Source organism: Rania fehmarnensis (assembly GCF_056494185.1).
Genome location: NZ_CM151398.1, coordinates 9,068,294 through 9,080,455 on the forward strand (window position 1 = coordinate 9,068,294; position 12,162 = coordinate 9,080,455).

At 56.2% G+C, this 12,162-nt stretch carries 9 protein-coding genes; 2 read left to right on the top strand and 7 right to left on the bottom strand.

The genetic code is table 11. The features are described 5' to 3' along the window. Window positions 1-45: 45 nt before the first annotated feature. From SH573x_RS30605 to mnmL, 3 genes are all read right to left on the bottom strand, one after another. Entirely contained in the window at window positions 46-1,881 is a 1,836-nt protein-coding gene (locus tag SH573x_RS30605) for a Gfo/Idh/MocA family protein (RefSeq protein WP_479352039.1), read from the bottom strand. 146 nt (window positions 1,882-2,027) lie between these two features. Continuing rightward, window positions 2,028-2,936 (bottom strand): DoxX family protein, encoded by a 909-nt coding sequence (locus tag SH573x_RS30610; RefSeq protein ID WP_479352040.1) that lies wholly within the window; start codon window positions 2,934-2,936, stop codon window positions 2,028-2,030. Window positions 2,937-3,499: 563 nt separating this feature from the next. Continuing rightward, the gene (gene mnmL / locus SH573x_RS30615; protein WP_479352041.1) at window positions 3,500-4,471 is read right to left on the bottom strand and encodes a tRNA modification radical SAM protein MnmL/YtqA; all 972 of its coding nucleotides are present in this window, start codon (window positions 4,469-4,471) and stop codon (window positions 3,500-3,502) included. Window positions 4,472-4,662: 191 nt separating this feature from the next. Here mnmL and SH573x_RS30620 point away from each other — a divergent pair, with 191 nt between their 5' ends. Both SH573x_RS30620 and thrS read left to right on the top strand, forming a co-directional pair. Beyond that, on the top strand, window positions 4,663-5,109 hold the full coding sequence (locus SH573x_RS30620) for an FHA domain-containing protein (protein ID WP_479352042.1): 447 nt from the start codon (window positions 4,663-4,665) through the stop codon (window positions 5,107-5,109). A gap of 294 nt (window positions 5,110-5,403) precedes the next feature. Then, window positions 5,404-7,587, top strand: a complete 2,184-nt coding sequence (gene thrS / locus SH573x_RS30625; protein ID WP_479352043.1) for a threonine--tRNA ligase — start codon at window positions 5,404-5,406, stop codon at window positions 7,585-7,587. A 78-nt stretch (window positions 7,588-7,665) separates the two neighbouring features. Here the strand turns inward: thrS and SH573x_RS30630 are convergent, their stop codons facing one another. From SH573x_RS30630 to ubiE, 4 genes are all read right to left on the bottom strand, one after another. After that, on the bottom strand, window positions 7,666-9,657 hold the full coding sequence (locus tag SH573x_RS30630; protein WP_479352044.1) for an NAD(+) synthase: 1,992 nt from the start codon (window positions 9,655-9,657) through the stop codon (window positions 7,666-7,668). Window positions 9,658-9,664: 7 nt separating this feature from the next. Continuing rightward, window positions 9,665-10,390: an SDR family oxidoreductase gene (locus SH573x_RS30635; protein ID WP_479352045.1), complete on the bottom strand. Its 726-nt coding sequence runs from the start codon at window positions 10,388-10,390 to the stop codon at window positions 9,665-9,667. A gap of 266 nt (window positions 10,391-10,656) precedes the next feature. After that, complete coding sequence (locus SH573x_RS30640) at window positions 10,657-11,394, bottom strand: UbiX family flavin prenyltransferase (protein WP_479352046.1); 738 nt, start codon at window positions 11,392-11,394, stop codon at window positions 10,657-10,659. Then, a complete protein-coding gene (gene ubiE / locus SH573x_RS30645; protein WP_479352047.1) occupies window positions 11,391-12,110 on the bottom strand; it encodes a bifunctional demethylmenaquinone methyltransferase/2-methoxy-6-polyprenyl-1,4-benzoquinol methylase UbiE in 720 nt (239 codons plus the stop codon). Before ubiE ends, SH573x_RS30640 begins: the two co-directional genes overlap by 4 nt. Between the last annotated feature and the right edge of the window lie 52 nt (window positions 12,111-12,162).

Genomic DNA, 12,162 nt, shown 5'->3' on the forward strand with positions numbered 1-12,162 from the left:
CTAGGTTCATCTCGGGCGTGCGCAGCGAGTTAGGATGGGAGGCTATTAAACGATCTTCCAATCCAAGCAGCGTTTCAGTTCTTCTTTGACATCGCTGCCGTCTGGCGTGTCGTCGCTATCGCGGTCGTACCAACTCTCTTCGAACTTGACGTAACCCGATTCGCCCTTGGCCGCTTGAGCCATGGCGACGTTGGTGGTCAGAGCAATCACGGCATCGGCCATGGCTACTTCTGGGTAGCAGCGAGGCTTGTTTTCGGCAGCTTGATTGCGAATGCACCAGGCCCAGTGTTCGATCTCTTCGGTGTACCCGCGCGAGACTGGTCCTTCGGAGGCGGTCTTGGCCGTGTTGGAAGCAGCGTAGCTGCCGCTGGCTTGAGTATCCAGGCTGTAACCTTTGTCCTTGTCGCCTTTGACACTAATCTTCGATGCCACATCGGCATCTTTGTACAGCATCAATTCCATTTCGCGATCCAGTACGATCGCTCCCTTGGTGCCCATGACGACTTCGCCGTAACCGCCGAAGCCGTTACCGTTGATCGACGAGTAGGTCACGACGATCTTCTTGTTGGGATCCTGCGAATAACCTGGGATCGGTTTGTCGGGATTGGGTTTGGTGTATCCCACATCGAACTTGGCTGAATACTCAGGGCCAGGAAATTCGTACATGCAATACACATGGTCTTGAGCATCGCGATCGAACGGGAAGATGTGACGACCACCTACGGCATGCACGGTCAAGGGATGAGCCTTGGTACCGTCTTCGCGGAGGGCCGAGCAGAAGATCGTCGAGGCGTCCAGTTGGTGCGACCCCAGTTCGGCCATCAGACCGCCGCCGGTTCGATCCCACAATCGCCAACGACAAAGTTCTTCCAAGGCAGTGCGCACATAGTTCTCGCCATTGAAAGTCAGCGCCTGAGTGATGTAGCCATGAGCCTCGGCATCGACCTTCGAATCCTCCATCCAACTTTCCCACTGGCGAATTTGTTTGGCCAGTTCATCTTGTTTGGCGGGATCGTTGGATTGATCCAATTCGCGTTTGAAGGAGTTCAATTTCTCTTCGATGCGATTGATTTCGCGCTTCTTGCCTTTGCTGACCACCACTTCTTTGGTACCAGGAATCGGCATGGCCCAGCTATCGTTGCCCGGCAAATTGCCGCGATGCCACTGAGCGCGAATGTGATGCAATTGACCGAGCAGACCATTGCGAATCAAGTGCACAGCATTGTCATACAGCACGCTGTAGTGCCGCTGGTGACCGGTGGCCAGGTGCAGAAATTCCCCTTTCTCAGGTTTGGCTTCTTTGGCAAAGCGAGCCATGGCTTTGCACTGCGCGACGTTGTGTGCCATCAGTTTTTCGGTCAACACATGCTTGCCGCGCTTCATGGCTTGGATGGCGATAGGAGCGTGCAGGAACAGGGGCAGGGCGATGATGACTGCTTCGATTTCAGGATCATCCAGCAGAGCTTGCATGCCGCCGTTGGTCGAGTCATAGACTTTGACATTGGCGCGGGCTTCAGCTTCGCTGGAGTAGCCAGCTCGCTTGATCAAGCCGGGTCGTGCGGCCAGCGCAGCTGGACTGGCCCAGTCGCCATGGAACGCGCGATGAATGCTGCTGGGACGAATATCGGCGATGGCTTTCACGGTCACATATTCAGGCGTGCAACCACCCAGCAACACGTTGCCTTCGTCACCCACGCCAATCACGCCGACGCGAACTGGGTCGGTAACTTTGCCGTAGCCATAATAGGCGGCTCCCAGGCCGGCCCCGGAGACTACGCCGGTCGCTGCGATGCCTTTGAGAAAATCGCGACGCGTAACGCCAATAGCTTCGTAATAATTCTCTTTGCCGATTTCGCGTTGATCGTTGCTCAGTGGGATCATGGGTTTATTCCTGCGATTGAATCAGTTAGTTCGGTGGTGAGTCAGTTATGCTTTGGTGATTTGTTGGTGATTTTCAATTTGGACACAGGCTGGAAGCCTATGCCACACTTATGCGGTTGGACACAGGCTGGAAGCCTATGCCACATTTATGCGGGTTGAATGGCGACTTTTTTGGATTTGCGATTCCACCAAGTCCAGGGAATGAAGTCGAGGCCGGCATAACGACCAGCATCGGTGGCCATCAGGACCAGGAGCGACAAACATTCTACGGCTTGGAAGTAAGTAGGAGCGGTGCCGGGATAGCCGGGCATTTGCGAGAGCACGACGCTGAGCAGAAACAGGGCGCCTAGCAGCGATGCAATGGGAGTCAGCAGGCCAATCATCAGTAGAATACCGATCGACATATCGAAGATGGGAATGATCCGATCGACGACGCTGGTTGTCAGCATGCCTTCCCCGGGCCGTTTAAAGCGAAACGGTCCTGCCGCTTTGAATTGTTCTTGACTGGGCATACTGTTCAAGCGGCGTTCGTATTGTCGCCAAATGCCATCGACCGATGTCAAAGTATCACTGACGGCCGTGCGCGAATCTTTGGAGACTTTGCGAACCTGGCCGTTCAGGCTGGCCACTTCGTTCCAAACCTGTTCGCCTTCGAGGGCCTCGAGACGTTTGGCATTGACCCAGTACTTCTCAATGTCTTCGGCACCTTCGGCGAAGACTTCATCAATCTTCTCTTTGTAAGTATCGCGCAGTTTCACCAGTGGTTTGGTTTGCGCTTCGGTCAGGCCGAAATGGTTCTTGCATTGTTCGGCGGCGTTATCGAACAGCGACTTCAGACCTTCGCGGTTCAAACGCACTTTGCCTTCGTAGTCCCAAATCATGTTATGGAAGCTACCGGCCAGTGGACCTTCGGCGCTTTTGAGAAAACCTTCGGATTCGAAGCTACCGCTACGTACTTTGCTGGCGCCTTCCATATAAAAATGGTAGCCAACGCCAAACCGTAGCAGCACGATGGCCAGGATGCCGAAGATGCTGAGGCGTGCATACGAATGCATAAGAGACACGTTTCTCCAGGTAGGACGGCGGGTTAGGGGAGCTCCCTAATTATGGCTGCTAGGGCAGGATAAGCCAAGGTCTCGCTGCTGGCTTTGCTGCAGAGCGGCTGTCCTCAGCCGCTGGTTGTAGAGCAGCCCCCAGCCGCTGGTTGTAGAGCGGCTGTCCCCAGCCGCTCAGCACCCGGCAAGTCGGCATGCAGTCTACAAAGGGTTAATGGTCGGTGGAAAATTGGTTAGCGGGTTCGGAGCAGCTGGGGACAGCTGCTCTACGTCTCAGCACCCGGCAAGTCGGCATGCAGTCTACAAAGGGTTAATGGTCGGTGGAAAATTGGTTAGCGGGTGCGGAGCAGCTGGGGACAGCTGCTCTACGTCTCAGCACCCGGCAAGTCGGCATGCGGTCTACAAAGGGTTAATGGTCGGTGGAAAATTGGTTAGCGGGTGCGGAGCAGCTGGGGACAGCTGCTCTACGTCTCAGCACCCGGCAAGTCGGCATGCAGTCTACAAAGGGTTAATGGTCGGTGGAAAATTGGTTAGCGGGTGCGGAGCAGCTGGGGACAGCTGCTCTACGGTCGTAGTACACCTTGCATGGTGCCGCGACGCTCGAAGACTTGGATCAGCCCGCTCTTGATGCTGCCTTTATTCAAGCACCAGTGGGGGGCGATCAAGTCCTTGGGTGGTGCATCGCCTGAAATTCGCTCGATGACAGTTTCTGGTGGCAAGCGTTCAATGAAGTCTGCAAGCAGTTCCAGGTATTCATCCAGTTCCAACAGTTTGACCTCACCGCTAGCGACTTGATCAGCCAGCTTCGTCCGATGAACCGCATAAAGGTTGTGGATCTTCACACCAGCCGGACGCCAACGGGCGACTTCTTCGGCCGTTTGCATCATCATTTCCCGAGTTTCGCCAGGCAAACCTAACATCACATGCAGGCTGACTGAGAATTTTCGGTTTTGGACACGGTTCATGGCATCCAGAAAAGCATCATGATGATGGCCGCGATTCATCCAGTCCAAGCTGGCATCATGCATGGTTTGCATGCCCAGCTCCAGCGAGACATAGCTGTGCTCGGCCAGTTCGTCGATCAAGTCCAGCACATCGTTGGGGGCACAATCCGGTCGCGTGCCGATGACCAGTCCCACGATGCGCGGGTCACTGAGGGCCGCTTCGTAAAGCAGTCGCAGCTTGTCCAGCGAGCCGTAAGTGTTCGTGGCCGGCTGAAAATATCCTAAATATTTTTCAACGTCGTAGCGCCGCCGCAGACCCTCGATACCCTGCTCGATTTGGCGGGTGATATCAGTACGTTTGACGCGGCGACTGGGACTGAACGCGCGGTTGTCGCAGAACGTACAACCACCTAAGGCCACGGTTCCGTCCACGTTAGGGCAGGTAAAGCCACCGTCGAGGCTGATCTTCTGCACCCGCGAACCGAACAATTTGCGGAGATATTCGTTATAGGGGTAGAACTTGTAACCAGCGGCCCGCCAATCGAAGACTGCGGAGTGATCCGGTTTAGCGGGAAAAATTGACGCGTCCATTGGCCAGGCGTAGGATAAAATGGGAAAGGTTAGAGCCAGGCTCGTTGCCGAGGCGACATTTCAGCTGTGCATTCTAACGTGTAATCGACGACTATTGTCTTCTTTCGCTCCGCGAAAGCGCTCTTAAAACGCAGCTTTCGCGGAGCGAAAGGCGACAATGCTTTTTCCTTTATTTTGGCGGTGACTTAATAATGGGCGAATTCGGTGAACTGGTTCCCACTGGAGGTGGTGAAACCATCGTCTTGAAAAAAGAGAAACTGCTGATCGGCCGCCGCGAGAGCTGTGATATTGTCCTGCGGTTTGCCAACGTCTCCAGCCAGCACGCCCGCATGACGCTCGAGAACGGTTATTGGTTCGTCAAAGATATGGGCAGCAGCAACGGTACAAAGGTCAATGGTTTCAAGATCGATCGCAAGCGGCTCGATCCTGATGCGGTCATCTCCTTTGCCAAACATGCCTACACGATCCACTACAGCCCTGAAGCTCTGGGTGCCTTCGGCGCACCACCGCCCGATGATGATCACATCGAAGAAGTCTTGCGCCGCAGCTTGATGGACCGCGCCGGACTGGCTCGACGAAGCCAGGACAATCACCACAAAAACCGCGACATTCTGGAAGAAGAAAGCCAAGGCGATTGATACGCTCACTTGCCGGGTGCTGAGCGTAGAGCAGCTGTCCTCAGCTGCTCAGAACCCTCTAACCAAACTTTCTTCCGACCAACCGACCCGCGTGACAGGCAAACGACTTGCTGGGTGCGGAGCGGCTGGGGACAGCCGCTCTACGGTGAGGCTCACCTTTTCAAAGCTTCTGAAGTTCGCTAGCATCCTGATGCGCGAACCTCGGGCTCGTCCTGGGCTTCTACATGCATTAGGTGCAGTCATTTGTAACGCTGCCCACACCTGAATCCCGCTGCAGGAGGCTTTGGCTCTGTCATGCTCCAAGTTCAATTGCCCGATGGTTCTATCGTTGAGCATCCCGATTCGGCCACCGCGATGGATGTGGCCAGCAAAATCGGTTCTCGCCTGGCCGCCGCGGTGATCGCGGCCAAAGTCGGCGACAAAGTCATCGACGCCACCAAGCCACTGGCGGAATTCGGCCCTGGTCCCATTCCCCTCAAACTCTTAACCGACCGCGATCCAGAAGCCTTGAGCGTCCTGCGCCACTCGGCCGCGCACGTCATGGCCCGCGCCGTAATGCGACTGTACAAAGGCGTATCGCTGGCCTTCGGCCCCACCATCGCCACCGGCTTCTATTATGACTTCGAGCTCGAAAAGAAGCTCAACGAAGATGACTTCGCCGCTATCGAAGCCGAGATGGCCAAGATCGTCGAACAAGCAGAACCGTTTGAGCAGTTTTCATTGGGGCGCGACGAAGCCGTCAAGCTCTGCAGCGATCTTGATCAGAGTCTAAAAGTCGAACACATTCAAACTGGCCTGGCCGATCACGCGCAATTAGGTTTCTATCGCCAAGGCGAATTCATCGATCTGTGTCGAGGCCCACATATTCCGCATGCCGGCAAGATCAAGGCCTTTAAACTGCTCAGCGTTGCCGGGGCTTATTGGAAAGGCGATGCCAGTGGCAAACAATTGCAGCGCCTGTACGGCACTGCCTTCTTCAGTCCCAAAGATCAGCAGGCTTATCTCGATCAACTAGAAGAAGCCAAGCGCCGCGATCATCGCGTCTTGGGCAAGAAGATGGGACTGTTCCAAATCAGCCCCGAAGTTGGCCAAGGGTTGTGTTTATGGTTACCCAAAGGTGCCCGGATCCGCGTGATCCTCGAAGACTTCTTGCGCAAAGAACTGCTCAGTCGCGGCTACGAACCCGTCTTCAGTCCACATTTGGGTCGCGTCGAACTGTATGAGACCAGCGGTCACTTTCCTTATTACCGCGACAGCCAATTCCCGCCCCTGTTTGTCGAACAAGCCGGCAGCCTGGTCGATGCCTGGATCGAACGTTTGAAGAGCGGAACGCTGACCGCTGATGAAGAGCAACGACTGATCGGCGCCGCTGGTGTGCTGGGATGTGAGTTGCCTGAATACAAACCGGAAGCCGCGATCGAAGAGCGGCTCGCCATGCTAAACACCTGGCAACGTGCGCACGAACGTTATCTGGTCAAGCCGATGAACTGTCCGCATCATTGCCACATCTACAAGGCTCAACAGCGCAGCTACAAACAGCTGCCACTGCGGTTGATGGAATTCGGCACCGTGTATCGTTATGAACAAACCGGCGAGCTCAATGGCATGTTGCGCGTTCGCGGATTAACTCAAGACGATGCGCACATTTTCTGCACCGCCGATCAAGTTGAAGATGAGTTTCGCAACACCATCAACTTGACTCGTTTTGTTTTGGAAAGTGTTGGTTTGACCGACTATCGCGTGCAACTGTCGCTGCGCGATCCCAAGAGCGACAAATACGTAGGCAGCGAAGAGAATTGGCAAAAGGCCGAGTCGGCCCTGCGCAAGGTGCTGGAAGAATCCGGTTTGAATTTCCAAGCGGCCGAGGGCGAAGCGGCGTTCTATGGTCCGAAAGCCGACTTCATGGTGCGCGATTGCATCGGTCGCCAATGGCAACTGGGCACCGTGCAACTCGATTACAACTTGCCCGAACGTTTCCAACTGGAATATACCGGAGCCGACAATCAGACTCACCGGCCCGTGATGATCCACCGCGCGCCGTTTGGTTCGATGGAACGTTTTGTGGGCATGCTGATCGAACACTTCGCCGGCGCCTTCCCACTCTGGCTAGCGCCCGAACAAGTGCGCGTCCTGCCACTGAGCGAAAAGACTAACGACTATGCGCTCGAGATCGAACGCCAGTTGATCGCGGCTGGCATGCGAGTGACTACCGACCTGCGCGGTGCCAAGGTGCAAGCCAAGATCCGCGATGCTCAGTTGGAGTTGATTCCCTACATGTTGGTCGTCGGACCCAAAGAAGCCGAAGCCGGTGCGGTCGCCGTCCGCGATCGTATCGAAGGTGACCAAGGCTCGATGCCCTTCACCGAAGCGCTCGCCAAGTTCCAAACCGAAATTAGCCAGCGCACCATTCGCCAGATCGCTACCCCGACTACCGAAGCTCCACCCGAGCCAAGTAGTGAAGAGCAGTTTGCGTATTAAAGCTGCCAATGCCGCTGTGGAGCTGATGGTTGAGGATGTAGAAGAAGAACACAGGCTGGAAGCCTATGCCACACACAGTTATAGGTCTTCTAGCCAGCGGGCGGCGGAGGCGTCGCTGGGCATGCGCCAGTCGCCACGTGGGGAAAGACTGATCGTACCGACCTTGGGACCATCGGGAACGCAAGAGCGCTTAAATTGATTGGCGAAGAACCTGCGCAAAAATACGGCCAACGTCGCTTGAATCTGTTCAGCGGAATACGCTTGCGAAAACGTCGCCAGGCTGGCCAGGTGCAGGATCTTTTCAGGCGAATAGCCAAAGCGCAGCATGTGATACAAGAAGAAATCATGCAGCTCATAAGGGCCGATCGAACCTTCGGTCGATTGCTCGATGGAACCATCGGCGGCCACGGGCAGCAGTTCGGGTGAAATCGGAGTGGCCACCACGCGCAGTAAAACGTCGCGCACGTCACCGGAGAATTGATTTTCGGCCGCGTATTGCACCAAGAAGCGTACCAGCGTCTTGGGAATTGATGTATTGACGTTGTACATCGACATATGATCGCCGTTGTAGGTGCTCCAACCCAGCGCTTGCTCGGATAGGTCACCCGTACCCAGTACAAAGCCGCGGCTCATAAGGAGCAACGTGCGCACGCGAGCTTGAACGTTCTCGAACACCAAATCGTGGCGATTGCTCTTAGGCAACTTGCCGAGTTGCTGATGAAATTCATCGACGTTCAAACCCGCGGTATCCAGACCAAAAGGCTGATGACCAATCGCGCGAAAAGTATCGAGGCAAATTTGACGAATGTCGATCTCGTCATGAGTGATGCCCAGACCGCGCATGAGTTGGCGAGCCGATTGCAGCGTCAGGCTAGTCGTGCCATAACCAGGCATGGTGACGCCATGAATGCGTTCCAGCGGCCAGTTCTGCTCGGTGCAAGTTTTCACTGCCACTAGCAAGGCCAACGTGCTGTCGAGACCACCGGAAACACCGATGTTTAGCGGCGTCTTCGGACCTAGTTGCCGGACACGTTTGGTCAGAGCGGCGCACTGAATTCCGAAAATTTCTTCGCAGCGAGCGTGCAACTGATCGCCAGCGGACGGTACAAAAGGCGTCGCGGCTACGCTGCGCAGTTTGCCGGCTCCGATGGGGTTGAGCTGGAAACCGATGCGACGATACTGGGATGCATGCCGACCGGCGGCCAATTGCCAACTGCCCGTGACACGTCGATCATGCGCTAGTCGCTCCAGGTCGATATCGGCTGTCGCGGACGATGACTCAAGCCAGGTGCACCCGCCCGCGCCCACGCGCTGCGACTGGGCCAGGATCGATCCGCCTTCGGCAATTAAACAATGTCCACCAAAAACCACATCGGTCGTCGATTCAGTCGGCCCCGAACTGGCATAGGCATACGCAGCCAAACAGCGGCCCGATTGACTTTGCACCAGCGTCTGGCGCCAACTGGCTTTGCCGATCAGTTCATTGCTGGCCGATAGATTCAGCAGTAGATTGGCACCGGCTGAAGCTTGCAAGCTACTGGGCGGCACGGCCATCCAAAGGTCTTCGCAGATCTCGATGCCCACTACCAAATCATCAGCGACCAGGAGCACGTCGATTCCGAAGGGTACCTGGCCCAGCTGACCGAGCTCAATCGTTTTAGGCTCTTGACCACTGCCGGCCGCAAACCATCTCGCTTCATAGAACTCTTGGTAGTTGGGTAAAAACTGCTTGGGTATAACCGCCAACGCGCGACCGCAGCTGATCGCCACGGCGACGTTAAAGAGACTTGATTCCACACGCGCTGGCAGACCGACCACCACCAGCTGCTGGCGGTTCTGGGTGGCCGTGACTATTTGGGCCAGGCCTTCGAGAGCCGAGTCGAGTAACTTATTCTGAGCGAACAGATCGGCGCAGGTGTAGCCGGTCAGCGAGAGTTCGCCGAAGACGATCACATCGCTGTCATGAAACTGCGCGAGGCTGTCGATGATGGCCGCCGCGTTGGCTTGGGGATCGGCCACAGTGATTGGATGGCTGGCCGCACTTACGCGCACAAAGCCGTGGTTCTGCATGGCGATCTCAATACCATTGTTGCGAAAGCGGCTTGATCACGACTTCCGGCACGTGAACCGCAGGCGGCAAAGCGATAATGCTGAGCACTAGCTCGGCCACTTCTTCGGGTTGCAGAATGCGCTCGCGATGTTCGTCGGTCACCGGCGTGGGGCGATGATCGAGAATGGGCGTGTTGACTTCGCCCGGATAGAGATTGGTAATGCGAATGCCGTCGGCTGCCACTTCGTTGGAGACACATGTCGACAGCGCAGTCATCGCAAACTTGCTAGCCGAATACGCCACGCCGCCCAGGGCAATGGCGCGCTTGCCGGCCACTGATGAGACGTTGATGATGGTGCCCGACTTGCGAGCCCGCATGGCGGGCAGCGCAGCGTGCAAACAGTTGTAAGCGCCGGTTGCATTGATATTCATGACATGATCCCACTGCTCGGGCTGCATGACGTCCATGGCGCGCTGTTTGATATTGATCCCAGCGGCATTGACCAGGATATCGATATGGCCGAGCAGTTCGGTAGCCTTGGCGAAGAACTGGTTGACTTGCGGACGATTGCCCACGTCGATGACCGCCCACTGAATGGAAGTGCCCTTGGCCGCTTCGGCCAGCACCGCTTCGCGACGACCGCCGATCAGTACCTTGGCTCCAGCCTCGGCCAAACTCTTGGCCACTGCCAGGCCAATACCGGTCCCACCGCCCACGACTACTGCTGTTTTGTTCTTGAGATCAACTGACACTTGGATTCCAGGTAAATACAAAGGAAGAGTTCGGTAAGCCCGCCAGAGCTAGGCTAGCACGATTGTCACCTCCACCAAGCTTTGCTTGGGGGAGGTCGGAGCCCGCGTTTAGCGAGGCTCCGGGAGGGGGCAGTGCGCTATGCAGGACTTGGCGGTACTCACCACCTCCGCTGCCCGGACCCCTCCCGAATCTTGCTACGCTCGATTCGACCTCCAGGGCGAAGCCCTGGGGAGGTGACCGATCAACGCTTTATTGTAATCGAAATTCACTCGCCCCAGCGGTGCATCAGCTGATGTGGAATTTGCAATTGATCGAGAATGCGGGCGACCACGAAATCGACCAGGTCGCCCAGGTTATCAACGCCGTGGTACCAACCGGGGGCAGCCGGCAGGACGACGATGCCAGCTTGAGAAGCGCGCAGCATGTTCTCGATTTGAAAGGTGCTGAGCGGCGTTTCGCGCGGCATCACAACTAGCGGTCGCCGTTCTTTCAGATGAACTTCGGCCGCCCGCTCGATCAAGTTGCTGCTGGCCGAACGCACTATGCCGCTGAGCGTACTGCCCGAACAAGGACAGATCACCATCGCCTCAGTCAAATACGAACCGCTGGCAATCGGCGTGAAGTAATTCTGATAGTGATGATAATGAACTTGCGTAGCATAGGCTGCTAACCTGTCTGTGGTATAGGCTTCTAGCCTGTCTGTGGTATAGGCTTCTAGCCTGTCTGTGGCATAGGCTTCCAGCCTGTGTTCCTCTCCACCACTCTCCGCCTTCTCGACTCCCCACCAACTCGCCGGGATACTCCTCAGCAATGCAGCCAATTCGCAGCCTTGGTCGCTCAACTGAATATCAACACCCAACTCTTGCTTGATCACGGCTGCCCCTGAGGGGCTGATCGTTAGATGCACCGTCCGGCCGTTGGCCAATAGCACTTGCAGCAACCGTACCGCGTAGACTGCTCCGCTGGCACCCGTGATGGCCAGCACCAGAGGACGCTGACTCATCGCTCACCTATGTACAGCGTGGCCACGCCAAAGGTCAGCGGAATCATGCGAATGTCGCGCAGGCCCACTCCGCGCATGCGCTGCGCGAGTGCTTCACCACAGGGGAACTCGCTGACGCTGCTGGGCAAGTATTCATAAGCACCGTGACCATTGCGGGCCATTGACTGCCCAATGCGCGGCAAGACGTACTTGAAATAGGCTGAGTAGAGTTGTTTCAATCCAGGCGCGCTGGGTTTGGAGAACTCCAACACCGCAACTTGTCCACCTGGCTTACATACTCGCGTCATCTCACGCAGACCTTGATCGGTGTCTTCGACGTTGCGCAGCCCAAAGGCGACAGTGACAGCTTGGAAGGTCGAGTCGGGGAAGGGCAGGGCTTGCGTGTCGGCTTCGATGAACTCGATTTCTGGATGCTGAGCCTGGCCGGTAGAGGGCTTCTTGGATTCGGCGCGGGTGAGCATGGGCAGACAGAAGTCACTGCCGATCACGCTGGCTCGCTGACCCACTTTCTTGGCCAGCATCAGTGCCAGGTCGCCGGTACCGGTACAGCAATCCAGGATTGGCTCCGAACCATCCAGGCGCAATTCGCGCACCGTACGTTTGCGCCACGAAATATCGATCCCCAGCGACAGCACATGATTCATCAGATCATAGCGCGGCGCGATCTCCTCGAACATCTTACGCACGCGCGGGCCTGATTTATCCAGTTGGATCATATGGTTCTCGATAACAATTTAATTCACTGGAGCAGTGGCTCTGTTTGTATCA